Source organism: Pediococcus damnosus (assembly GCF_001437255.1).
Lineage (GTDB): Bacteria > Bacillota > Bacilli > Lactobacillales > Lactobacillaceae > Pediococcus > Pediococcus damnosus.
Genome location: NZ_JQBD01000021.1, coordinates 1 through 25,915, shown reverse-complemented (window position 1 = coordinate 25,915; position 25,915 = coordinate 1). Strand labels below are relative to the sequence as shown.

The following is a 25,915-nucleotide window of genomic DNA, read 5'->3' as shown; positions in this document are numbered from 1 at the left end:
TTGACCATCTAGGAAAACCTTACACTAACAATCGGTACATTTTTAATAATAAAAAAAGAAAACGTCTCCAGACTTATAGAGATGTTTTCTTGTACGATTTTTTAAAAAATTTAAAAAAATTAGGGAAATTTTAAATCAATTTACCCACTTTTTCCATCCGATAAGCTGGGTGAAATACAGGTCCTAAAAACTTATTTAAGTCAAAACCATTTTGAATGGCAGCTGTATCAAATTTCTTTGCTAAATGAACTGCATCGCTCACGCTTAGACCATTTGCTAAGCCACCGGTAACGGCAGCCGCAAACGTGCATCCCGCTCCGGCATTCCGATCAGTGGTTTGTTTCTTGGCACTAAGGGTTTCAAAAGTCTTGCCATCATAAAAGACATCCGCAGCGTCATCACTTTTAAGCCCCTTGCCGCCTTTAACAACCACGTTTTTAGCGCCTAACTCCTGAATCTTCTTGGCAGCTTGTTTCATCTCATCCAAATTGTGCAAAGTGCCCATCCCAGATAAAACGCCAGCTTCAAATAAATTAGGCGTTGCTACATCAGCCAGTGGCATTAATAAATCACGAATCGCGTTAGCCGCATCTGGATTCAACACATCCGCTTCACCCTTACAAATCATTACGGGGTCGATCACCACATTTTTTAGATGATGATCTTTAATCGCATGATACGCAATTTCAACAGTCTCTTGATCACCAAGCATCCCCGTTTTCATTGCATCTGGATTGCCACCGCTAAATACGGTTGCCAATTGATCTTTAATAAGCTGCGGTGCCACTTGATTCACATGGTGACTCCAGTCAGCTGGATCCATCGTCACAATACAGGTTAAAGCAACCATCCCGTAAGTGCCGAATTCTTCAAAAGTTTTTAAATCTGCTTGCATACCACCAGCAGCACTTGTGTCACTGCCAGCAATAGTTAATGTTTTTAAAGGTGTTGTCATTTTTATTTCTTCCTATCATTTCGTTCAATATTCTTATGCCGCATTCCCTTTTTCTTAGAATGCTTATTATGTTTCGCATGCTTTTTTGGTTTGCCGCCAATATAAGCTGGTTTGGTATTCTTAGGTTTAGCCGGATACTTTTTAGTTACTTTTTTAGGTGTAACTGCGGGCATCATCACAACGGTCGCGTTTGGATCAACTTCCGATTTTGCCTCATCACTTTTTGCTTCATTCGTTGCTTCAGCTGGGCGCTCTGGCTCAACTTCTTCAAGCTCATCCGTCAGTTTACCATGCATGAGATACAGGGGCTTGAAAGTTGTTTCTGGAAGCAATTTACGCAAATTACGTAAATCATGATCATTTCCCATATTGACAATCATTCCGGTATTTCCCATTCGTCCCGTTCGTCCGGTTCGATGGGTATACGCAATGGCATCTTGTGGTAAATCAAAATTAATCACGGCTGGCAAGTTGGCAATGTCCAGTCCGCGAGCTGCCATTTCGGTCGTCAACATCAATTTTGCTTCACCTTTTCGGAACTTTCGCATGGCGGTTGCCCGCTCCGTTTGGACTTGATGACCAGCCAATTTCACACTCGACACATGTTCATGTTTCAACTCAGCAGCCACATGTTCTAAGGTCGACACATGATTAAAGAAAACTAATCCCTGAAAATGCTTGAGTTTTGCCAAACGCCGTAAATAAACGACTTTCTTATTATCAGCAACCCGAACCAACCCATGAATTACTTCACCTTGTGTCTTATCTGTCTGGCGCACATCAAACTCTTCAATGTCCACGCCAAAGATTGTTTCAAGTTCCTTAGGGGTATGCGTTTGAGTTGCCGAGAAAAAGCCTAACTGCACATCCGTTGGGGAAGCCATCACAATTTCACGAACTTCATCTAACGTATCGCCAGTTAACAGTTCATCCGCTTCATCCACAATAATCGTTTGAATATCTTTCAACTTCAACCGACTTTCATGAATTAGTGACAACATTCGACCTGGAGTTCCCACAACAACCTCTGGATGCTTTTTCAAGCGTTCAATCTGACGTTGCATGTTCGCACCACCAGTTAGAGAAGTCGCCTTGATTTTGTTAACAGCTCCCCACTGACGAAAAACGTCGGTAGTCTGCACAGCCAGTTCTTGTGAAGGTGACAATACCAAAATCTGAGTGCCATCGCCAGGAACAGTCTTCTCTAATAACGGGATTGTGAAAGCCAATGTCTTACCAGAACCAGTGGGCGCTAAACCAATCACCGAACGATCCTGTTTCAGGGGCTCATAAACTGCCATTTGAATTTCGGTAGCCGTTTTAAAACCTTGTTGCTGAAAAAATTGTTCAAATTCCTTATCCATTTTCAATTCCTATCTGTCTATTTGAGCATCATCCGGAAAAACAATTTTGCCGGATTGACGTAAATTGTATAGTAACTTGGTAACATTTTGGCTTAAATCAAGCCATGTCCAATAATCATGATCATTTTTCTCATTCTGGGGATCATTAATCACCCGGGCAAAATCTTCAGCTTCTGGAATCATGGGATTGTCTGCAGGCTTCGTACCAATTGACGTTTCCTTGCCCGTCTCATCTCGTAAGCTCACTTTTTCTAATTCAGCGGGACTATCCATCACGATCGTATCTTTTAACCCATAAATTTCTGAACTCAAATATGAATTGCTAGTCTTACCAATATTTAAAGTGACGTCAAACTCTGGATAACGCAGAATTGCGACTCCCTTACCGTCAACTCGTGTTGAGATCAGCGTTGGGTAATAAGCAACGTCATCAGGCATCCCAAACCAACCAACCGCATCATAGGCCACATACACGCCGAGATCTTGCAAAGCGCCACCCGCAAACTTCAGTGTAAAGACGTTCGGTGTTTCGCCAGCTAGAACAGCATCATAACGACTTGAATACTTCATGTAAGTTAAGGTTGCCCCCTGAACGCGGTCAAGCATCGCAACTTGCCCCTTAACAACTGTAAAGTTTTGTTGATGAACCTGTCGGGCTGCTTCAAACAACCGTGCTTGCGGATGCTTTTCAAGTGTCTCTCGTAAAACTTCCATTTGTTTGATGTTTGAAACAATCGGTTTTTCAACGATCACATACTTATCATTTTCAATTCCCATCTTAGCTTGTTCAAAGTGCAAGCTATTCGGCGAAGCAATGTAGATCGTGTCAATTGCGTCGCTTTCGAAAAAGGCGTTTAAATTATCAAAAAAGACAGTTGCCCCATTCTTTTCACCAAATTTTTTTGCTTTTTCAGTCGCTCGCGAATAAACCGCTGTTAATTGATATTTTCCGGTCGCATGGGCCGCTTCTACAAATTGCTGTGTAATCCAATTGGTGCCAATGATTCCCAGTTTAATCATGATTTGCCCTCCAATTTTGTTTACTTCCTATTCCATTTTATCAGTGTTAACAAAGTAAGTATATTTAAAAGCCGCCACTTTCTAAAAATCGGTAAAATTTAATTAATTTTACGTGTGTTTAACAAGTACAAATGCTATTATTTAAGTGTAAGCAGTCATTTGAAAGGATGCGATGAAAATGAAGCCTAAGAGTATTGCCCTAGTGGTTGCTTCATTTCTAACTGGTATATTAACTTCCAAAAAGCTACACAAACAAGACCTTCCGGATCCAGACAATCCGTTATTTTTTGTCGGTTCTTGGAATTATCGGACAAATAGTTCCAATCGCATCCACACTGTTGAAATTCGTCCCAATTTTGACCTTCTTATCGATAAGCATCCGGTAAAAGTTAAAGTCGAAAGCTGGGATAAATATTCCATCACCTTTCTAGATAATTATGGTTACCATATTCGCATTCGGGCTAACGAAGAACGCCCTGTTTCAATTTATGACGAAACTGAAAATGAAACCTACCCAATCCTATTCAGTAACTATAAAATTACCAAAAATCCTTAAACAAGTAAAAGCCAGCATCTGTAATCAGATGCTGGCTACTTTTTTAATTAATTTCCTGCCAAGTTTGTCGTTTACCAGTAAATACAGAAGTCGCAAAACTAGATTTTTGACCATCCACCTTTAAATCAGCACCATCACTATATTGCACAAATTCAGTTTGCGCATTGAGTTTTTGTTTTCGCAAGGCAGCTAAATTTTTCACAACAAGCCATTGGCGACTGTCTGAAAGGTACGGCGTGATCATTTGTTTAGAAATTGTCGGCGTTGTCCAAATCACACAAGGCGTTGCATAATAATTAGCTAGATTACGAGTCAACTCCTGCAACTTTTTTCCCTGTTTAGCTTTGTTAGGGGGATTATTTGCGTAGTCACCATAGTACGCCACTTGAATTGCAATCGGTAAATTACCAACTTTGTAGCCAACTTTTTCTTCAAAATATTTAGCTTGATCCTTAGCCGACTTGCTAAAACTAAACATTAGGTAAACACCGATCTTCAAATCAGCTCCTTGAATCCGATCATAATTTGCGGAGAAATTGTCATCAAAATAAGTCGTGCCACTAGTCGTTCGCAAATAAGCAAACGACATGCCGGCCTTTTTGACACCCTCAAAATCCACAAACCCATCTTGTTGAGAAACGCTAATTCCTCGAATCGGATATTGTCGTAAAGTTTGAGCTTGATGCACGTGCCACAAATGCCATCCGGTAATTCCAGAGCCAATCACGACAATAATCAGAAGAATCCAGAGCCATTTTTTCCAGTTAATCTTTCGTTTGTGTTTATAGGTATTACTATAAATCGGTTTGATATTTTTGCGAGCCAAATCAATTCATCCCTAACCGTTGCTTTTTATTCATTGTACACCAAATCAATTTAAGCTGAATTAGGGTCCTCTCTTCAACCCACGCAAAGTTTTTATATCCACGTGGGTTTCTGCTATAATGATACGGCTACTACAAAAAGAGGAGACCATGATCATGCAACCAGAAAACGATGGTTTAAAAAAAGAAGTTGGCACCTTTGCGGCCTTAGCAACCGTCATGGGAACGGTCATTGGCGGTGGCGTCTTCTTTAAAGTGGCAAGTGTCGTTAGTGCCACACAATCAGCGGGGCTCACCATACTGGCCTGGATAGTCGGCGGCCTTTTGACCATCTGTGCCGGACTGACCAGTGCTGAATTAGCGGCCGCCATCCCACTAACTGGTGGTGCCGTTAAATATCTCGAATATACCTATGGAAAATTACCTGCCTATCTATTTGGCTGGGCACAGAGCTTAATCTATTTTCCGGCCAACATCGCGGCCCTTTCGATTGTGTTTGGTACCCAAGTCGTGGACCTTTTCCATTTGAGCTCACAAACTAGTTTGCCAATCGCACTGATCGCCGGATTATCCATTACCTTGATCAACTTTCTTGGTGCCAAGGCTGCGAGTCGGTTACAGTCCTGGACATTGATCATCAAGCTTATTCCGATTGTCGTGATTGTGATTGTGGGACTATTAACGCCAGGTACCGTAGCCCTTCATTTCATCCCAACCCACCTCACTTCCCATTCCGGTTTAGCGGGCGCCTTTAGTAGTGGCCTGTTAGCAACCATGTTTGCTTACGACGGCTGGCTCGGTGTGGGTGCCATTGCTGGTGAAATGAAGAATCCAAAAAAGGATTTGCCGCGCGCCATTGGTTGGGGCCTGGCTCTGATCACAATTATTTATACACTCATTAATTTAGTTTTCTTAAGAACGCTTCCGATTTCAGATATTGCTGGAAATTTAAATGCTGCCTCTGAATCTGCCATTCATCTGTTTGGCACAATGGGTGGCAAACTAGTCACAATTGGCATTTTAATTTCAGTTTACGGAGCAATCAATGGCTACACCATGACTGGTATGCGGGTACCGTTAGCCATGGCCGAAGAAAAGACGCTACCTTTTAGCAAGTTTATTCGTAAGGTTGGTCGGAATTCGGGCTCTCCATACGGAGCTGGAATCCTTCAATTTGCGATCGCAGCGTTCATGATGTTGTTAGGAAGCTTTGACTTATTAACTGATATGCTGGTATTTGTCATGTGGATTTTCAGTCTTCTGCTTTTTATTGCCGTGTTCATCCTTCGCAAACGCGAACCGAATTTAGAACGCCCTTATAAGGTACCCGGATATCCGGTGGTCCCTGCGATTGCCATTATTGGTGGGATTTTCATCTTAGTCACTACAATCGTGACAGAATTTTGGTTAGCAGTTGTGGGAATTTTGATTACATTGCTGGGAATCCCCGTTTACTATCTGACTACTCGGTATTATCGAGGAAAATAAAAACAGATTAGTTTTATAGAAGCTTGACCCTTGTTGGCCAGCTGCCTTTGTAAATTAATCTGTTTTTTAATCATTCATTTACAACTAATTCGTTTAATTCTTCAATAATTTGTTGGACCTCGCCTAAATCATTAGCAGTAGCACCACTAGAGAGTGGGTGATCACCGCCATGATGCTTTTTGGCAATATCAATGATAACTGTTCCTTTAGAACGCAAATTAACATGATATTTACCATCTGATTTTTCTCTAAATATCGCCCAAATTTGGATAGTAGATATTCTCCCTATCACTGGAATAACAGCATCTAGCTCGCCTGAGGATAGTCCAAATTTTTGGATGATATCACGCTTTAAAATGATATGACCAACCCCACTATCTTCAATTTCTAAGTTTTGTAAGGCATAGGCCACCATTTTTGCTACATTAGGAGAAATATCATCCTCATGTCGATTAACAGTCGGTGCATCAAAACCGAATTTCAGTAATTCAGATGCAACCTGCAGAGTATATGAACTTGTATCATCATACAAAAAACGCCCTGTATCACCAACGATTCCAGCATATAAACAACGTGCTCCATCTTGCGTAAGATGTAAATTACCCTTGGATTGGTAAATTAAACAATAAATCATTTCCGAAGCACTTGAGAAAGATTCATCCGACCAGTTAATATCCGCAAAAGCATCCACATTAACATGGTGATCAATTTTGATCGTTTGTGCGCCTCGGTCCCAACGCATATCTGAAATACGATCGCGGCTGCCTGTATCTACAATAATCACTAAAGTATCCTGATATATTTGATCAGCAACATCTTGCATCGGCCCAATCCAGTCAAAAAGTGGTTCATCTTTACCAACTGTATAAATATTCTTTTGAGGATAAGAGACTCTTAGCGCTTGAGCCAACCCAATTTGACTGCCAATCGCATCAGGATCTGCATCCTTGTGACGATGAATGATGATCGTTTGATACTTTTCAATGGTCTTTAAAATTTCATGAATGACAGCTTCATTATCTTTTTTCAATTAAGGCAGCTCCTCGTTTGGACACTTAATTTTTCACTACATAAATGTAACTAATATAACTGCTATAATACGACCACCTTCAATATTTAGCAAAAAAATAAATCAAACCCATTTAACGCCAAGTCCAATTGGCTTTCATAGGATTGATTTATTTTGAATTAATTTTGTGTTATTCCTCAACATTTCGAGCAAAAGTTTCAGCAATTAACGTTGGATTAATAACTCCTTGACCCGTTAATGACCAAGGAGAACCTGCTTGATGTGTTATTCGACTTAATCCCGCAGCAGTTTTCTCGCCATAATCATCCAGAATTTCGGAAAGCAATCCGGATATTTCAGAGTTTGCTTGAATTTCACTAAAATCATCAAACGCGGTATCATCCAGACCGTTCGCAACAATTCCTCTTTGACCATTAAACTTTTTATGAACTTCTTCTACCACTGGTCCATAGGGCATTGCCAATATCCGCGATGTAAACAACTTACCGTGCGTTCTTACAGCATATCTTCCAAAAGCAAAATACAATAACTTAACAACTTTCATTTGAGTCAATTCTTCGACATTTAGATCTTCTTGAGCCTGAAAATAATTAGTCACACGATACCAATTTGTTAATTGAATCGCGGTAAATTTAGGCTTTGGTGCAACTGCCATAATAACTTCATCACTTGCTGTATTCAAATAATCTTTCACTTTTTGAACGACAACTTCTGGTAATGTGTCATCATCAACAATTAATGTATTTAAAAAATGATCATCGTTCATCAAAGCTTTTAATATTTTGTTATTAGATTTAGAAGGAAATGCACCAGTTTCATATAAGGCAACGGTATTAGGACTCCAACCAAGCAGTTTTGCAAACTCGCGCTGTGACAATCCAATCTTAGCTCGATATTTTTTGATCTCCTCAGGTGAAACCAATCCCTTGTCATCACGATACATTTGATTAGCAATCTCAACGGCTTGATCGTCCAACTTAGTATCGTCAATCAATTCGTTAGTTTCACTATCAAAACGGGCAGGTGCGGTAACTTCATACTCATGACCATGTATCATAAATGTATTTGTATAATCCTTAATATACGTATTCGTCATATCATCTTACCTCCTGAGTTAATTTGATATATGAAAACTAATGAATTTTACCATGTTGTTATCATTAATAAATTTAAACTTAATATAATAAACTTCTCCGTATTCTGCTTTATAAACCCAAACAAATTCGTTTAGTCGGTCACGATCTTCCTCATGTTTTTGAAAATCGGTAATGGACAATTGATTAACAATTACTTTAGCCAAAGAAGATGTAACAGCTTGAGCGTGACTTGCACGACGATTTACAAGAATAAATTGATTTTTAGAGATTAAATATTTCAATCTTGCTAGAGCTTCGCTTGTGTTCAAACCATTAACTCCCTCTCTCACTCATGTATAGTATATCTTAAAATCAGTAATCTTGCTACTAAAAAGTAGCGCATCTATAAACAACTAGTAATAAAATAGTTTTCAAAAAAAATAAATCAATCCCACTTATTGCCAACTAAAAAACTGGTTTTGTAGAATTGATTTATTTTTATTTATTAGTCTTTTACTAACACTGTGACACTTTCCACATGGGGCGTCTGTGGGAATTGATCAACTGGAACAACTGGTTGATCTACGTGGTACCCATTATCCATAAAGATTTGTACATCCCGGACTAAGGTTGATGGATTACAACTGACGTACACAAACCGTTTTGGCTGCATTGCAGTAGCTGCGGTAATGAACTCAGGTGCCAAACCCTTTCGAGGCGGATCAACCACGATAACATCTGGTTCTAAGCCATCATGTTGCCATTGGTCCATCTGGTCTTCAGCCTTACCTGTAAAGAATTTCACATTATGAATCTTGTTTAATTTGGCATTAATCTTAGCATCTTGGATTGCTTTGTCCACGACTTCAACACCATAAACAGTTTTCGCATGCTGAGCCATCGCTAACGAAATGGTTCCAATTCCACAGTACGCATCAATGACAGTTTCTTTCCCTGTCAAACCAGCCTTTTTAATGGCAAGGTCATAAAGCTTTTCGGTTTGCACTGGGTTTACCTGATAGAATGAATCAGCGGAAATGGCAAAGGTTAGCCCCAGCAATGTATCATGAATAACACCGCTGCCCCAGAGAAGTTTTTCTTCTTTACCCATTAAGACGTTAGTTTGTGCCGCATTAATATTTTGAACGATACTCTTAACTTCTGGTAATTGTTTGCGAATTTCTTCCACAATCTCGAAGTTCATTGGAATTTTCTTTGCCCGGGTGATCAACACAATCATCATTTCGTGTGAATAATGACCACGACGAACCATAATTGTTTTGATAACGCCGGTATGATTGGTTTCATTATATGGTTCAGTATGATATTTACGTAAAATATCTCTGACCACAATAATTGCCTTATCAATTTCAGGGTCCTGAATATAGAAGTTTTCAATCGGAACTAACTCATGGCTATTCCGACGATAAAAACCGGTTGTCAATTGACCGTTAACTCGGCGAACAGGAATCTGCGCCTTATTCCGATATCCATAAGGTTTATCCATTCCAACTGTTGGACTCACTTCAATCGAATTAAGATGGACTTTATAGAATAATTCCTGAATTTGATGTTGCTTGAATTCCAATTGTGCTGGGTAAGCTAAATGTTGTAAAGGTGCAATTCCTGTCTGCGTATACTGGGCATCCTTAATTTCAACCCGATTAGGGCTCTTGGATTTCCATTCTTCAACCCGTCCAAACGCATATGTTTTGGCAACTTTTGTAACTTTCATCACAATTTCTTCACCAGGTAAACTGTTAGCAACAAAAATTGGAAAACTATCAATTTTTGCGACTCCCATTCCTTGATAAGTTAAATCCATAATCGTGACGTCATACGTTTCATTTTTTGAAACTGGTGCTCTAAATTTCATATTTTTCCTCATTTTTCTTTTGTAAGTAAAATCCACAAAACCGTCCCTTTAAAACATGGTGCTAGTGACACGTCATCACTAATCTTCTCATCACGCCCAAGGACGGTTTTTTAATTATTTTTATTCTGGTTCTGTCTCTTTAGGCTCACCATCTTCTGGAAGTTTTTTAACTTGCTTAATAAAGTTCTCTTCAGCTTTTGAAACCTTTGGCTCAGTTAAATTGTATGCATCATCCGGAATCTTATCCAAATTTGCAAACATTTCAATATGCTTATGCAAATTTTTAAAGTCCATCGGTGCATCTCCACCATACTCACCATCAATATTGACCATAACACGATCGTTCACCGGATTAACCCGAACTTTTTTAGGCTTCCGATAAATAATGCGGGGATCATTGATATGATTACCGTTCAACGCTTTAACCATTAAATGTAAAAGTGAAACCAAGTTCGAAGCCTTAACGATGATCAGGGTAAACCGGCCATCATCTAACGAAGCATCCGGCACAATTTGTTCAAATCCACCAATTGAATTGGTTAACGCTAAGAAAAACATGGAAGCTTTTCCGCGAAAATGTTCGCCATCATATTCGATATCCATATCAACTGGTTTAACTTGTGGCAGCAACTCGGCACCTTTAACCAAATAAGCTAAATATCCAAAAATACTCTTCATATTTGAAGGCACATCATAAGTGAGTTCTGTTAATAAACCACCCGCAGCAATATTAATAAAGTAGTTTTCACTGGCTTTACCAATATCCATTTTGATACGCTGATTTTTCAAAATTACTTTAGCAGCAGCCACAGGATCTTCCCGAGGAATTTTTAAAGCCCGAGCATAATCATTGGTGGTCCCAGCTGGAATGATAGCCATCATTGGGCGGAAATGCAAGTCTGCAATCCCGTTAACAACTTCATTGATGGTGCCATCCCCACCAGCCGCGACGATTAAATCAAAGCCATTTTTGGCAGCGCGCCGGGCTTCATTTTGGGCAGAATTGGGTTTGGGGGTTGTTGCATAGGCACTAGCCTCAAAACCAGCCTGCTCTAAAATATTTAAGATATCGATCATGCTCTGTTTTAAAACTTCTCGTCCTGAAGTTGGGTTATAGATGACCCGAGCTCTTTTTTGCATGGTGTTGTTCCTCCGAGAGTGTTCCAAAAGGTGTTTAGGCTCCGAGTATAGCCTAGGTAATCGAATGATTCACACTTGGAATCGTTTGATTACCGTAGCTAAACGGAGGGGGCTGCCTTTTGGGACACGTTTAAACTAATTTAATTACTAACGCCTTTACCGACTCTTCAATTCAGCCATCAAGATCTGATTGACAACTTTAGGGTTGGCTTGACCATGAGTTTGTTTCATAACTTGACCAACTAAGTACCCAACGGCCCGATCTTTTCCGTTTTTAAAGTCATCAACAGATTGCTGATTATCATCAACAACACCCTTGATAATTGGTGTTAATTGAGCAGGATCAGAAAGCTGAATCAATCCCTTGCTCTTAACCCAAGCAACTGATTCTTCACCCTGAGTAATGGCTTTGAAAACTTTTTTAGCAATTTTTGTAGAAATTGTGCCATCGCTAATCATTTTGATCATGCCAGCCAAATTATTAGGCGTTAACTTTGTATCCTGCAAATCTACTTGTTGATCGTTAAGATAAGCATTCACATCACCCATTAAATAGTTGGCCGTCATTTTAGGATCGGCCCCATTTTTAACAGTTGTATCAAAAAAGTCTGACATTTCCTTTGTCTGCGTCAAGACCATAGCATCATAATCTTTTAATCCAAGTTCTTTAACGTAACGTTCACGACGTTTTCCTGGCATTTCTGGCATGCTTTCGCCAATTGATTTAATCCAGTCATCGCTAATCGCTAAGGCAGGCAAATCTGGTTCTGGGAAGTACCGATAATCATCAGCCCCCTCTTTAACCCGCATCAAAATTGTTTGACCAGATGCTTCGTCAAAACGACGGGTTTCTTGTTGAATAGTTCCACCAGACATCAAAACCTGTTGTTGGCGTTTTTCTTCATAAGCAAGACCTTTACGCACATAATTAAACGAGTTCAGGTTTTTAATTTCAGTTTTGGTTCCGAATTTGTCAGATCCATAAGGACGAATTGAAATGTTGACATCAACTCGCATAGACCCTTCTTCCATCTTCACATCAGACACACCGGTAAACTGAACCCGTTGACGTAAAGCTTCCAGATACGCATAAGCCTCATCAGGTGAGGCAATATCTGGCTTAGAAACGATTTCGATCAAAGGAGTTCCCTGCCGGTTTAAATCGACAAAAGAATAGCCATTGGGATTATGGGTATTTTTACCCGCATCCTCTTCAATATGCATTTCAGCAATTCCGACTTTTTTCTTCTCACCATCAACTTCGATTTCAATCCAACCATCATGAGCAATTGGTTTATCAGATTGTGTAATTTGATAAGCTTTTGGATTATCAGGATAGAAGTAATTCTTCCGATCAAAATGATTATGCTGTTCAATTTTGGCATGCAAAGCAAGCGCAGCCTTAATTCCAGACTCCACGACTCCTTTGTTTGTCGTTGGCAAAACCCCAGGATAACCCCAATCGATAACGTTGGTATTGGCATTCGGATCATCACCAAAAGCTACAGGAGAAGGACTAAAAATTTTAGAGTTCGTCTTTAATTCAACATGGACTTCAAGTCCAATTGTCGTTTGAAAATTCATTATTTGTCTCCCCCAATCTCTGGAGTTGCTTTGTGAAAGTCAGTTGCTTGTTCAAATGCATAACCGGCCCGATATAAAGTTTGTTCATCAAATGGTTTTGCGATAATCTGCAAACCAACTGGTAAGTCGTTACTAAATCCAGCTGGTAATGACATCCCAGGTAATCCAGCCATGTTGACAGGCACCGTCAAAACATCATTCATATACATTTTTTTCGGATCATTTGAATCTTCACCAATACCAAATGCTGGTGTTGGTGCAGTGGGTCCAATGATAAAGTCATGATCTTCAAATACTTTCTTGAAGTCATTGATCATTAACGTCCGCACTTCAGCAGCCTTACGGAAGTATGCATCATAAAAACCAGCTGACAAAGAATAAGTTCCTAACATAATTCGGCGTTTTACTTCATTGCCAAAACCTTCAGAACGGGAACGTACATAAACGTCTTCCAAGTTCTTCACATCTTTTGCACGATAGCCATAACGAATCCCGTCAAAACGTTGTAAGTTTGAAGAAGCTTCTGAAGAACTGATGATATAATATGCAGCAATTCCGTATTTACTATGTGGTAAAGAGACCTCATCAACTGTTGCACCAAGTGATTTGAAAGTACTAGCAGCATCTAAAACAGCTTTTTTGACGTTTTCATCCACGCCTTCACCTAAATATTCTTTAGGCAATGCCACGCGCATTCCTTTGACAGAGCCATCTAAGCCAGCAGTAAAATCTGGTACCGCCTTGTCAGAACTAGTCATATCATGGTCATCATGACCAGCAATGATGTTTAATAAAGCGGCATTGTCTTTAACTGTTCGCGTAAAGGGACCGACTTGATCCAAACTAGAACCAAACGCAATAATTCCCCAACGTGAAACTCGACCATAGGTAGGTTTTACACCAACAACGCCAGTAAATGAAGCGGGTTGACGAATTGAACCACCAGTGTCAGTTCCTAAGGCTGCTAAAACACCTCCAGCTGAAACAGTTGTTGCGGAACCACCTGAAGATCCACCAGGAACTTTACTCAAATTCCAAGGATTATGGGTGGTCTTGAAATAAGACGTTTCAGTTGAACCGCCCATTGCAAACTCATCCATGTTTGTTTTACCAATAATCACGACATCATTGGCTCGGAGTTTTTCAATCACGGTTGCATCATAAATGGGATTGAAATCTGCCAACATTTTTGAAGCTGCCGTTGTTTTTAAACCCTTTGTAACAATATTATCTTTGATGGCAATCGGAATTCCAGCCCAGAGATTATCTGCGTTGATTCCTTTTTCATCAACCGCTTTTGCAGTAGCTAAAGCAGCGTCTTCATCAATAGTAATATATGCATTTAATTTTTCGTTATCTGCTTTAATTGTGGCAAGGGTCTCTTTTGTTAATTGTTCTGAGGTGATTTCTTTGTTGACTAACTTCGTATGTAAAGTTGTCAAATCTGTGTCAAAATAATTCATCTAGTTTGCCCCTTCGCTTTCATCAATAATTGCGGGAACTCGAATGTAACCATCCTGAGTATCGGGCGCGTTTTTCAACAAGGCATCTTTCTGATGACTGTTAACTGCGACATCTTCACGCATCGTGTTAAATTGGTCTGTCACACTAAACGTTGGTTCTACGCCGTCTGTATCTACTTCACTAAGCGTATTGAACAGATCCATGATCTCGCCTAACTGCGTTGTGAACTTGCCTAAATCAGCATCATCGAACTCTAACTTAGCCAAACTGGCAACATGTTTTACTTGCGATTTATCAATCTTATTTTCGTTTGCCATGTGTTATCCTTCTTTCAAATCCATCAATTATTTTAACATATATTTACCTGGCTTATTTTGAACATCTTGTGCGAGACTGTTATTGCTGAACTCCGGCCTATCCGAAACGTGTCTAAAAGAACAGATTTTTCCGCTTGCCATGTTTCTTGCGGCTGTACTTCAGCCACAAGAATGGCTNAAGCATAAAAGATTTTCGGAACGAAAATCATCCACAATGCGGAGTAGTAGCTACGGTAATCAAACGATTCCTAAACCGAATCATTCGACTACCAGGCTATGCTCGAGAGCTAAACGCCTTTTTAAGACACTCTTTTTTTAATAACTTCCAAATACGTGCGTTGAGAAACTCTTTGCCGTACTTGAACGACTCAAGAAACTCTGCACACCATCTGTCGTTGAACTTACCGTAATGTCAATTTTAACACCACTTGGCAAATACTTTTCCGCCTGATCCGCTAAGAATTGCGTAAAACTATTGATCTCCGTTTCACTATAAAACTGTGTCGTGACCGCCACATTCATCCCTTGCAATGACCCATTTTTATATTGAGCCTGTGCCGTAATGCCACTTAAATTAGGGAAGAAGTTTTCAACCTCAGTCTTAAAGTTAGAAAACGCATTTGAATCATTACTATTAGGTGCCGTTTCATTAGTTTTCAGTGGGAAGACCACATTTTCAATATCAAGTGCCTTCCATTTATCAACTGAATCGCCGTTGTTCACAGAATAGCTCACAAATTTTCCACCAATCAAACTATCATTAGAGGCTTGTTTATAGATTGCAATGATAATTGGAACATCTTTGAGAGCTTTTTTCTTACGCAACCGTGCCAAAACCTCTTTAGCCATGGCTTTGCCTTCTTTTTCCAACGTCGCGTCACTAATATTTGTTTGATATTGAGATCCATAAGTGGTCTTTCGGTAATAATCGACTGAATTCATTGCCAAACCAATGGTAACGCCACTAAGCTTCATCTTGTTACCACTTTTTTGAATGTAATCCTGTTCTTCCAAGCTCTGCAAATAAATCGGATTACGACCAGTTGGCGTTGTGGATTTATTGCTAGCCGGATTTAAACCATCTGGATTTGATTTAGACTTTCGATCCAACCAATTCTGTACAGTATTGCTATTCAAATATTGACCCTCTTGAAAAACATACTTTGAAGGCGAAAATTCGTTTTTCGAAATATCTTGCAAACCACCCTCAAAACTCTTCAGATTCATTAAGTTATCAGAATCTTCACTAGCCGTTATGCCCCGTGCTTTACTCGTTAAATACTTTCCGTTTTTAATCACACCAGCATATTGACTACTATTAGTTTGCCCAGTTACCTGGTAACTTCCACTTTTGGAACTACTTGTACTATTTGACTTACTATTTGAGTTAGAACCCGTTTGACTACTGTTACCACACGACACTAGCATCACCGTACTACATAATAAAGCGATTGCTATCAAACTTTTCCTTAGATTCACCGTGTATTTCCTCCGTTTCAATCATAATTCACTGTTGAATTATGAGGACTAGATCCAAAAACTGTCAAGGCTTTTCCTGTGTAAATACTATTTATTTCTTTAAAATTAAGATTTTTATTAATCCAACTTACTAATTGGGGCAAATGCTGCCAGTAATCGTTTAACCCCTTTATCTGGAAAAGCAATATCCAATTCTGCATCTTCACCTTTACCAGTTACTTTAACAACGGTTCCGGTTCCCCAAGCTTTATGCTGAACTTTATCTCCAGCTGCCCATCTCACTTTGTCAGCACCAGTTCCATCATATTTTTGGGGCTTAGCCTGTGGCCGCTGATAGGTCGTAGCCGTTGCCCGTTCCATCTTATGATCAAACGGATATGATTTTTGTTGATTGCTGTAACCACTTGGAGTTGCCCCCGCCGTTTGATTAGCAGATTCCAACACATCGGGATCGATTTCATCGATAAACCTAGAAGCTGGGTTGTTCTGAATACGGCCGTATAACATTCGCGAATAGGCATTTGAAATGTAGAGTTTCTTTTGGGCCCGTGTAATTCCCACGTACGCTAACCGGCGCTCTTCTTCCAACTGATCTTCATCCATTGCTGCTCGCGATAATGGGAAGATACCCTCTTCCATCCCAATTAGGAATACAACTGGGAATTCAAGTCCTTTGGCTGCATGCAAGGTCATGAGCGTAACTGCTGAAGGTTCTTCTTCCATACTATCCTGATCAGAAACTAACGCTAAATCAGCCAAAAAATCAGCTAAGCGCGTTTCGGCAGTTGTTTCTTCATCGTCTTGATGACTATCATCAAACTGCTTAGTAACTGTCAAAAATTCATCAATATTTTCAAGCCGAGTTTCAGCTTCTAGTGAACGTGATTTCTTCAGCTCAGCCCGGTAACCCGTTTTGTCCAAAACTTGCTCGGTCAAATCTGTAATCGGTACAAATTCAGCCATTTTCTTGAGATCTGTCATGATTGTAGCAAATGAATCAATCGCATTCTTAGCTCGTCCCCCAAGATCATTAGCAACTTCAACATTTTGGGCGGCCTCGAATAAGGACCAATGATTATAATTAGCAAAAGCGGTCAGTTTTTCAATTGAACTTGTTCCAATGCCACGTTTGGGCTCATTAATGATCCGCTCAAAACTCATGGAATCATCTGGATTGGCCAGCAACGTTAAGTAAGCCAAAACATCCCGAATTTCTTTTCGGTCGTAGAACTTATGCCCACCAACCATTGTATAAGGAATGCTTGATTTCAGAAATGTGTCTTCAACTGCCCGCGATTGTGCATTCGTTCGGTACAAAACCGCAAAGTCGCCAAATTGATAATTATTATCTTCCATTTGCTGTTTAATTTGTTGAACAATGAAATGTACTTCATCATTTTCACTCTGGCCCCGATAATAGGTAATATCCTCGCCATCGTCATTGTCCGTCCACAGCTTTTTAGGACGTCTCGTTGTGTTGTGTTTGATAACCGAGTTAGCAGCATCCAAAATTTTCTTTGTCGATCGATAATTCTGCTCCAGTAAAATTACCTGAGCATTTTTATAGTCTTTCTCAAAGTTCAAAATATTTTGCATGTCGGCACCACGCCAACCGTAAATACTCTGGTCGGCATCCCCAACCACACAAATATTTTGAAATCGTTTTGCGAGCATATTAACCAGGGTGTACTGGGCCTGATTCGTATCCTGATATTCATCCACGTGAATATAGTGGAACTTATTTTGATAAAAGCTCAGCGTATCAGGATCTTTTTGAAACAACGTAATTGTTTGCATAATCAAATCATCAAAGTCCAATGCCTGATTAATTTTCAAACGCCGTTGATATTCTTCATAAGCGGCTGCCACGACAACTTCAAACGGAGTTTTAGCATTAGCCTTATAATCGGCTGGTGTTAACAACTCATTTTTAGCGTTCGAAATGGCTCCCAATAATGATTTAGGATCAAACTTCTTGGGATCATAATTTAAATCAGCCACAATATGTTTCATTAAAGTTTTTTGTTCACTTGTATCTGCAATCGAAAACGCTCGGTTGTACCCAATTTTATCAATATTAGCGCGTAAAATCCGTACACACAAAGCATGAAATGTGGATACCCAAATATCTGATCCCGTTGCTCCCAACAGTTTAATTACCCGTTCACGCATTTCCTTAGCAGCTTTATTGGTAAAAGTAATTGCTAAAATATTCCAAGGATTAATGGCCTTCTCTTCAATAAGATACGCCACGCGATGCGTCAAAACCCGTGTTTTACCACTACCGGCACCTGCCATAATTAATAAAGGCCCTTCAGTTGCTTGGACAGCCTCTTGTTGCTTGTCATTTAGACCTTTTAATAACCTATTTTCGGGCAAAAGTTTCAATCCTCTCTATCCTAAATCATTTTCTCTTCTGAAAAATTCAATCAGTTCTAATTATACCAAAAACTGGCCAATACTTGACCGTCAAAACCAAAATAACTGCTACTTCTTAAAAATCACAAAAAAAGAATTTAAAAATCACAAAAAAAGAATCAAGACGCTGACTCTCTATCTTGATTCTGAATCATTCAATTTATTGTTCTGCTTTACTAAAATCAATCACAGTTTTACGCCAAATCTCTGTGTCGTCAATTTGTTCTTGCGCTTGTTGTACCGAATTAGCTTCAACTAACACATATCCTGCGCGTGTCGCTTTTTCAGTTGTTTTGTTTTGCGCATAGACATGAAAATACCAATTATTCTTAATATTCCACTGAGTACGAATAGCTTCCATTTGATCTTTATCAAAATTAACCATAATTGTTGGTACAAAAAGCTTAATATCACTTAATGGCATTCCGGCAATTGCCCGCAAATGTTGATCAAACACGCTCACATTCGTTGCCCGATTAAACACGTAGCCAGGTCGGTGAATAGATGGCACAATCCGTTTGACATAAATGTCTTCACTATTAGTAATCGCAAATGAAATCTCAAAAACACCTACATAAGCAAGTGAATCAGCAATTTGATTGGTAATTCGTAATAACTCATTTTGAACGGCATCTGAAGTTGTGGCCGGCATAATAGTCTCAACTAAATGTTCTTCAGCATATACATTCTCAGCAATCGGAAAAATCTTCCGTTCACCATTCATCCCTTGGGCAACTGTTATTACCAATTCTTGTTTGGCATCCACTGTGGATTCCAAAATATAAGTTCGTTCGTTCAAAAGGTCGGCTGCTTGAGGAATATCTGTCTGGGTATTGATCCGCAACTCCGCATCACTTGTTAAACTTTTCTGAATTGGCTTCAAAATACTTGGATACCCAATTGAATTAATTGATTCATAAATATCACTTAAACTAATGATGGTGGCATATGGGGTTGAATTTAAATTAAGTTGATCAAAAAATGCGCGTTCAATTAAACGATCTTGTGTGACCTCTAATCCATTCGTCCCTTGCGGAATTTTGGTATATTGTTCAAGATACTTAATCGTTTGAGCATCTACATGTTCAGATTCATAAATCACAGAATCACATTTTTCGCCAAATTCCTGAAGCTTATCGCCGTCGTTCATTGCACCAACGATATGGACATCAGCTAATTGCATAGTTTCACTCACTTCATTAGGTCCGTACGCAATAACTCGTAGCCCTAACCGACGAGCGGCTGTAATTAATTGTGACCCATTAGAACTGTCCCCAATAATTCCCAATGTATTCCCAGGATATAGCGTTGCATTATTCGAAACTGTCATTTAACCCACCCATTCTCGTGCACCGTTCAACGTGCAGTTTTCTTTTAATTATTTCATTTCAATGATTGTCTTCACTTTTTATAGTACTGTTGTCAAGCGCGCTTGGCAAGTGCTTTTGTCGTTTTTAAACCGATTTTACAAATTGAACTTGTCCGTTTTCCAAACTAGCAATTTGTGCTAACGCTACCAATGGAATTTTTCGCTTTGTAATTAAAGCACGGCCCTTCTGGAATGTTTTCTCAATCACAATGCCAATTCCTTGAACTTTAATGTTTGCATCGTCAATAATCGTTAATAATCCCTCAACCGCTTGGCCATTAGCAAGGAAATCATCAATAATCAACACTGAATCATCCGGTTTGATAAAACGTTTGGCAATTGAGATCTTATTGGTTGTTTGTTTTGTGTAAGAAAAAACGTCTGCTGTATACAGATCATCTGTCAACGTCAGACTTTTATGTTTTCGTGCAAAGACTACGGGAACATGCATCGCTAACCCAGTCATCACAGCGGGCGCAATCCCAGAAGATTCAACCGTTAAAATTTTGGTAACTGGTTTATCCGCAAATTGTTTCGCAAATTCCTTACCGACTTCAAACATTAGTTCAGGATCTACCTGATGATTCAAAAAACTGTCCACCTTCAAAACATTGTGTGGCAGAACAATTCCTTCTTTACGAATGCGATCTTCTAATAACTTCACAACAATACCTCCGAATAATTTTTATTATTGATCATACTTTTCTAACTGGTAACTTTGGATTATTTCAATTAATTTGTTTGGGTACCCTGGATCAGTTGCATAACCAGCTGTATAAAGCGCCTGGGCAGCCGTTTTATAGTTTTTTGCAGTCAATACGTTCTTATACTGATTACGATTCCAGTTCGTCCCGTTTACAAATAACATGGTGTGGTCCTTCACAGAATCTTTCCAACTATTATACACCCGAAAACGAGCGGTTACGGTAATCCATTTACCATTTACAAATTCTTCCGTTTTCATTTCTTTGGTAGTCTGATAAATGGTCCCTTTCATCCCAAAATAATTATTATATCGTTCAGAAAGTTGACTAGTTCCCCAGTCGGACTCCAAAATAGCTTGAGCAATCGTAATGCTGGGTAAAACGCCGTAACTTTGATGCATCTCTTTTGCGTATGGCGCGATTGTTTGAATAAATTGTTGATGACTTTTTGTACTTAAATTAGTCGATTGTTGATTATTTGTAAACGAAATTCGTGGTACCAGTTGGACGGCCAAAACGACCACCAAACCAAAGATCAAAATCAGCGAAATAACTCCTGATAACTGAAGTTTGCCCCGTTTAAATAAAAAATTAGTCTTTTTTCGCTTTCTTTTTGCCAAATTTATTTATCCATCTTTCTACTTAACTTCTGAAATGCGTTTAAATCGTTCTTTCCCTAGTTTTGTGTATTTAAGCAATGGTGTTGAGATTAGGGGGACTAAAAATGCGGCTGCAATTGCCTCGGGAATCCCGTTAGTGCCTGCCACAAACAAAATATACGGCGTTAGAGCTTGAAAGTTAATGGCATGTAATACAGTTGCACCATTACCAAAAAATAAGGCAATACCGCCTAAAACTAAAATGGTATTCGTCAAAGAGCCGGCAATTCCACTAACAACCAGTGGTGCGGTAAGCTTAGACTTATCACGAACCAGACTTGAAAATAGCCATCCCGCAACCAACCCAATTAAAATTCGTGGTAATACTGAGATCAACGGATTCACCATCACGATATTTCCAAGAGCACTCGATGTTACTGTCAAAGCCCGAATCCAATCGACAATTCCCCATACACCGCCAATCAAAGCCCCATCGCCTGGTCCAAGCACAACCGCGGCAATAATGACGGTGATATGAATTGTGGTGATATTCAATGGTCCGACCGGTATATAGCCAATCATCGGAACATAATTTTGCAGAATAATAATTGCTGCAAACAAACCCAAAATACTGATTCGGGCTGCTGAACTGTTTTTCCCCATTTTTAGTCCCTCACAAGAATTCACAAGTGTTTTAATTTCTTAATTGTTAAAAATCATTATATCATGAATGTAGCGGAAAAATTAATCCTAACAACTTTACAAAGGAGTCATCAAATATTGGAAAATCTTTTAATTTTACCTCACAATTCAGAATTAGATGTAACTACATATGAAAAATTAGGTGTTAAAATCTTTACACCTGAGACTATTACCCCGAACGACTACGCAAAAATAACCATTATGCTTGGTTGGCAATTGCCGTTATCTGAAAAAATTCTAGCTGCCCCACACAGTGACCTGAAATGGATTCAAACGGTCAGCGCCGGCATTGATTATTTGCCCTTAACTGAACTGAAGGGAAAAAAGATTCTTGTAACCAACATGAGTGGCGTTCATGCGACCCCTATTTCTGAAACCGTGCTGCTGTACGCTTTATACTTTGCCCGTGATTTTCCAACCGTTCTAGCCAATGATAACAAGCATCAATGGGCCCAACACTCAGAGTTTGCTAATATCAAAACCTTAAATCAATTAACCTGGACTATTTTTGGAACTGGTCATATTGGTGCTGAGTTAGCTAGATTGTTGAAAGCTTTTCATGCCAAAACAATCGGCGTAAATCGAACCGGCCACACTGTTCCGTCATTTGATAAAACCTACGCTCAATCCGATTGGCAACAGGCTGTGGCCCATACGGATGTAATCGTAAATATAATGCCTCTAACTAACGAAACTACTCACTTTTTTAATGATCAGTTTTTCCAATCTCTTAATAACACTTATTTATTTGTCAATGTGGGACGTGGAAAGTCCGTTCAGACTTCTGCATTAATTCAAGCTCTCAAAGATCACAAACTTCAGCATGCTGCATTAGATGTTTTTGAGGAAGAACCACTTCCAAGTACGAGTCCTCTATGGAAACTGTCAAATGTTCTCATCACGCCACATTATTCAGCCGAAATGGCAGACCTTGGTAACGCCTGGCAGGCAATTTTCCTACCCAACTTAAAGGCCTTCGTGAAAACAGGTAACGTTATAGAAAATCAAGTTAACTTGTCCAATGGTTATTAAAGTTTTAAAAAAGGATTCCCGAGAATTGATAAACGTTGCAGTTTGTCAGTAACTCAGGAATCCTTTTTTTAGTTTTCTTCGTTTTGACGCGCATGACTATGTGAATATCCATAACTAAAGTAAACAACTAATCCGATAATTAACCAGATGCCAAACATCATCCAGGTGAATGAGGCCAACTGGAGCATCAGATAAACACAGGCTAGAAAAGAAACAATTGGGATAAACGGATAAAGTGGCACTTCAAACGATTTTGGTAAATCGCGGAACCGGCGATCCTTTCGCAAAAAGACGACTCCCAGCGAAACCATCGCGAAGGCAAACAAGGTCCCAATGTTGACTAACTCTGCAATTTTAGCTAACGGAATAACTCCAGCAAACACACTGGCAATAAAGCCTAATACCCACGTATTAATGGTTGGCACATGTGTTTTAGGATTTAGTTTGTGAAGGGCACTCGGCAATAACCCATCTCGGCTAATTGCAAAAATTAATCGCGTTCCACCATACAACATCACAATCAAAACGGTTGTCATCCCCACAACGGCACCCAAAGATACAATTCCGGCAACCCAGTCTTGGTGGATAAAATGCAACGCAAATGCCACTGGATCAGAGACATTTAGTTTGGTATAGTGCACAACCCCAACAAGCACTACGGAAAGTAAAATGTACAAGACAGATGCCACAACTAGTGACGACACAATCCCAATGGGCATGTCCCGCTTGGGATTTTTAACTTCTTCCGAGGCTGTGGAAACCGCATCGAAGCCTATATAGGCGTAGAAAGCCACTGCAGCGCCGCGTACTACCCCTTTCACTCCGAAAGGTAACATTGGACTGTAATTAGCTGGACGAATGTAGAACGCCGCGACAACGATAAATAAGATAATAACTGATATTTTCAAAATAACCATAACGGCATTAACTCGGGCTGACTCGCGTACCCCTTGAACCAACAGATAGGCAATAATCATGGTAATTAAGAATGCCGGTAAATCAAAAAGTGCGTGCGGACTTCCAGCAGTTCCGTACGCGGCTCGAAATATCTCAGGTAAGTGAATGTTAAAGCCCGCCAGTATATTTTGAAAATACGCTGACCAACTTACCGCCACGGAAGAAACGGCAAACAAATATTCTGAAATTAAGGCCCAACCTAGGATCCAAGCAATGAGTTCGCCAAATACCGCATAGATATATGTATAGGCACTTCCTGCCAGTGGGATAGTAGACGAAAATTCAGAGTAACATAAGGCAGCTAACGAACAAACAACCGCTGCAACTAAGTAGGATAGCCACACTCCCGGACCACTATACGATGCGGCAATAATTCCTGGTGTAATAAATATTCCTGCTCCTACAATGGCGCCTACTCCCATTGTGGTTAAACTAAAGGCTGTTAGTGTTTTATCAAGCCCCGTTTTATTAAACATATCCGTATTAACTTCTTTTCGGACAAACAGATCGGCAAATTTTCTTGTTTTAGGCATGTTTTAACTCCAATCGTAGTGGACTTTATTAAATATAATGTTTAATTCTAATCAATATCTAAGAAAATGTCAATTTTGCTTCTTAAATTTTAAATCAGTTTTAACATTTCTGTAAGCCAGTTGCTGTACCCCTGCTCACGATCAATCGCATGTCGTAAAACTAGAGAATGACCAAAATTTTGATCGATCTTCTTTTGCGTGGAAAACTTTTGTTTAAATTGAGTATTTAGCTGCTGTAATTTTTCTTCATGATACTTTTGTTGAGTTATAATCATCGGTTTTAACAAAGGTGATTGCGCATCATCAATAAAAAATAGTTTCAAAATAAACTCATCATGCGTATTATCCAGATCTGATGGGCTTTTTAACCATGCATAAAAAATCTTTTGCCCTTTATTTGTAATAAAATATTGTTTTTTTTGAAGTTTCTGACCAACTGTTACATCCTCATGACCAATCAGTTTGTCTTCTTCCATTCGCTTCAATAATGGATAAATTTGACTGTGATTAGCATTCCAAAATTCCCCGATATCTGAATCAAAGGACTTCGCCAAATCATATCCGGTCTGCTTTTTAGTTTTAAGTAATCCCAATAATACATATTTAAGTCGGTTCTTTTGGGCCATAAAATATTCCTCCTTGACGTTTCAATAAAAAGATTGTAACATAATCAAGTTAACTAAAACATGTAATTAATTACATGATAGGAGGAAGCATTATAATGGATAAAACATTTAACACATTAGACGATTTTTTAGGTACCCACTTTATCTATACGTATGATAATGGCTGGGAGTACGAATGGTATGCTAAAAATGATCATACCGTTGACTACCGAATTCATGGTGGTATGTTTGCTGGACGTTGGGTAAAGGACCAAGAAGCAAATATTGTCATGTTGGTTCCCGGAATCTATAAGGTTGCATGGACTGAACCTACTGGCACAGATGTGGCTCTCGATTTTGTTCCTAACGAAAAGAAGCTGAACGGGACAATTTTCTTTCCAAAATGGGTTCAGAAACATCCAGAAATCACAGTAACGTTCCAAAATGAACACATTGACGTGATGAAGGCAGCTCGGGAAAAGTATGAAACTTATCCTAAGCTAGTTGTTCCGGAGTTTGCTCATATTACTTATATCGGCAGTGCTGGTCAAAACAATGAAGACGTCATTAGTGAAGCTCCTTATAAAGAATTACCAAATGACATTCGTGCTGGAAAATATTTTGACAAAAGTTATAAACGACTCAACAAATAGTTTGAATAAAAAAGCAAGGTAGAAATTAAATCCAAAAGTTTTAACTTATCACTGTTAAAACAATAACCGGATTAATTTCTACCTTGCTTTTTAAATACAAAAAAACACCTCTCCGCCAGAAGAAGTGTTTGAAACATTGAAAAAAGGGTCTACACTTTCTGGTATTGGTG

24 protein-coding genes are annotated in these 25,915 nt (G+C 39.3%); 4 read left to right on the top strand and 20 right to left on the bottom strand.

The genetic code is table 11. The features are described 5' to 3' along the window. Positions 1-130 precede the first annotated feature (130 nt). The 3 genes from thiD to IV84_RS04320 are packed head-to-tail and all read right to left on the bottom strand — an operon-like array spanning position 131 to position 3,339. Entirely contained in the window at positions 131-955 is an 825-nt protein-coding gene (thiD, locus tag IV84_RS04330) for a bifunctional hydroxymethylpyrimidine kinase/phosphomethylpyrimidine kinase (protein ID WP_056986163.1), read from the bottom strand. A gap of 2 nt (positions 956-957) precedes the next feature. Then, on the bottom strand, positions 958-2,319 hold the full coding sequence (locus IV84_RS04325; protein ID WP_046870711.1) for a DEAD/DEAH box helicase: 1,362 nt from the start codon (positions 2,317-2,319) through the stop codon (positions 958-960). A gap of 9 nt (positions 2,320-2,328) precedes the next feature. Further along, positions 2,329-3,339: a Gfo/Idh/MocA family protein gene (locus IV84_RS04320; RefSeq protein ID WP_056986162.1), complete on the bottom strand. Its 1,011-nt coding sequence runs from the start codon at positions 3,337-3,339 to the stop codon at positions 2,329-2,331. A 178-nt stretch (positions 3,340-3,517) separates the two neighbouring features. On the opposite strand from IV84_RS04320, the gene IV84_RS04315 reads away from it, so the two are divergent. Further along, the gene (locus tag IV84_RS04315; protein ID WP_046870713.1) at positions 3,518-3,895 is read left to right on the top strand and encodes a DUF4828 domain-containing protein; all 378 of its coding nucleotides are present in this window, start codon (positions 3,518-3,520) and stop codon (positions 3,893-3,895) included. 43 nt (positions 3,896-3,938) lie between these two features. On the opposite strand, the gene IV84_RS04310 is transcribed toward IV84_RS04315, so the two are convergent. Further along, on the bottom strand, positions 3,939-4,721 hold the full coding sequence (locus tag IV84_RS04310) for a GH25 family lysozyme (protein ID WP_052694452.1): 783 nt from the start codon (positions 4,719-4,721) through the stop codon (positions 3,939-3,941). A gap of 154 nt (positions 4,722-4,875) precedes the next feature. On the opposite strand from IV84_RS04310, the gene IV84_RS04305 reads away from it, so the two are divergent. After that, entirely contained in the window at positions 4,876-6,207 is a 1,332-nt protein-coding gene (locus IV84_RS04305; protein ID WP_226996040.1) for an APC family permease, read from the top strand. Between the two features lie 70 nt (positions 6,208-6,277). Here the strand turns inward: IV84_RS04305 and IV84_RS04300 are convergent, their stop codons facing one another. From IV84_RS04300 to IV84_RS04235, 14 genes are all read right to left on the bottom strand, one after another. Beyond that, positions 6,278-7,237 carry a DHH family phosphoesterase gene (locus tag IV84_RS04300; protein WP_052694453.1) on the bottom strand — a complete coding sequence of 320 codons (960 nt, stop codon included), beginning with the start codon at positions 7,235-7,237 and terminating at the stop codon, positions 6,278-6,280. 169 nt (positions 7,238-7,406) lie between these two features. Continuing rightward, a complete protein-coding gene (locus tag IV84_RS04295; RefSeq protein WP_046870715.1) occupies positions 7,407-8,333 on the bottom strand; it encodes a type II TA system antitoxin MqsA family protein in 927 nt (308 codons plus the stop codon). 18 nt (positions 8,334-8,351) lie between these two features. Beyond that, entirely contained in the window at positions 8,352-8,642 is a 291-nt protein-coding gene (locus tag IV84_RS04290; protein ID WP_046870716.1) for a type II toxin-antitoxin system MqsR family toxin, read from the bottom strand. A gap of 176 nt (positions 8,643-8,818) precedes the next feature. Next, positions 8,819-10,189, bottom strand: coding sequence for a 23S rRNA (uracil(1939)-C(5))-methyltransferase RlmD (gene rlmD / locus IV84_RS04285; protein WP_056986161.1), 1,371 nt, complete (start codon positions 10,187-10,189; stop codon positions 8,819-8,821). Between the two features lie 120 nt (positions 10,190-10,309). Next, positions 10,310-11,329 (bottom strand): diacylglycerol kinase, encoded by a 1,020-nt coding sequence (locus tag IV84_RS04280; RefSeq protein WP_056986160.1) that lies wholly within the window; start codon positions 11,327-11,329, stop codon positions 10,310-10,312. 156 nt (positions 11,330-11,485) lie between these two features. Continuing rightward, the gene (gene gatB, locus IV84_RS04275) at positions 11,486-12,913 is read right to left on the bottom strand and encodes an Asp-tRNA(Asn)/Glu-tRNA(Gln) amidotransferase subunit GatB (protein ID WP_056986159.1); all 1,428 of its coding nucleotides are present in this window, start codon (positions 12,911-12,913) and stop codon (positions 11,486-11,488) included. Next, a complete protein-coding gene (gatA, locus tag IV84_RS04270; protein WP_046870720.1) occupies positions 12,913-14,376 on the bottom strand; it encodes an Asp-tRNA(Asn)/Glu-tRNA(Gln) amidotransferase subunit GatA in 1,464 nt (487 codons plus the stop codon). Before gatA ends, gatB begins: the two co-directional genes overlap by 1 nt. Next, entirely contained in the window at positions 14,377-14,694 is a 318-nt protein-coding gene (gene gatC, locus IV84_RS04265; RefSeq protein ID WP_046870721.1) for an Asp-tRNA(Asn)/Glu-tRNA(Gln) amidotransferase subunit GatC, read from the bottom strand. Positions 14,695-15,009: 315 nt separating this feature from the next. Next, positions 15,010-16,122 (bottom strand): CamS family sex pheromone protein, encoded by a 1,113-nt coding sequence (locus IV84_RS04260; RefSeq protein WP_056986164.1) that lies wholly within the window; start codon positions 16,120-16,122, stop codon positions 15,010-15,012. A 168-nt stretch (positions 16,123-16,290) separates the two neighbouring features. Then, positions 16,291-18,552 (bottom strand): DNA helicase PcrA, encoded by a 2,262-nt coding sequence (gene pcrA / locus IV84_RS04255; RefSeq protein WP_046870722.1) that lies wholly within the window; start codon positions 18,550-18,552, stop codon positions 16,291-16,293. 199 nt (positions 18,553-18,751) lie between these two features. Continuing rightward, entirely contained in the window at positions 18,752-19,921 is a 1,170-nt protein-coding gene (locus IV84_RS04250; protein WP_046870723.1) for an ATP-grasp domain-containing protein, read from the bottom strand. A gap of 124 nt (positions 19,922-20,045) precedes the next feature. After that, positions 20,046-20,624, bottom strand: a complete 579-nt coding sequence (locus IV84_RS04245) for a xanthine phosphoribosyltransferase (RefSeq protein WP_046870724.1) — start codon at positions 20,622-20,624, stop codon at positions 20,046-20,048. A gap of 24 nt (positions 20,625-20,648) precedes the next feature. After that, positions 20,649-21,284 carry a glycoside hydrolase family 73 protein gene (locus tag IV84_RS04240; protein WP_046870725.1) on the bottom strand — a complete coding sequence of 212 codons (636 nt, stop codon included), beginning with the start codon at positions 21,282-21,284 and terminating at the stop codon, positions 20,649-20,651. 18 nt (positions 21,285-21,302) lie between these two features. Then, positions 21,303-21,926, bottom strand: coding sequence for an ECF transporter S component (locus tag IV84_RS04235; protein WP_046870726.1), 624 nt, complete (start codon positions 21,924-21,926; stop codon positions 21,303-21,305). A 117-nt stretch (positions 21,927-22,043) separates the two neighbouring features. On the opposite strand from IV84_RS04235, the gene IV84_RS04230 reads away from it, so the two are divergent. Further along, a complete protein-coding gene (locus IV84_RS04230) occupies positions 22,044-22,997 on the top strand; it encodes an NAD(P)-dependent oxidoreductase (RefSeq protein WP_056986158.1) in 954 nt (317 codons plus the stop codon). 68 nt (positions 22,998-23,065) lie between these two features. On the opposite strand, the gene IV84_RS04225 is transcribed toward IV84_RS04230, so the two are convergent. Further along, positions 23,066-24,487: an amino acid permease gene (locus IV84_RS04225; protein WP_046870727.1), complete on the bottom strand. Its 1,422-nt coding sequence runs from the start codon at positions 24,485-24,487 to the stop codon at positions 23,066-23,068. Between the two features lie 89 nt (positions 24,488-24,576). Beyond that, on the bottom strand, positions 24,577-25,113 hold the full coding sequence (locus tag IV84_RS04220; protein ID WP_056986157.1) for a PadR family transcriptional regulator: 537 nt from the start codon (positions 25,111-25,113) through the stop codon (positions 24,577-24,579). A 95-nt stretch (positions 25,114-25,208) separates the two neighbouring features. On the opposite strand from IV84_RS04220, the gene IV84_RS04215 reads away from it, so the two are divergent. Next, positions 25,209-25,745: a phenolic acid decarboxylase gene (locus IV84_RS04215; RefSeq protein ID WP_056986156.1), complete on the top strand. Its 537-nt coding sequence runs from the start codon at positions 25,209-25,211 to the stop codon at positions 25,743-25,745. Positions 25,746-25,915 lie beyond the last annotated feature (170 nt).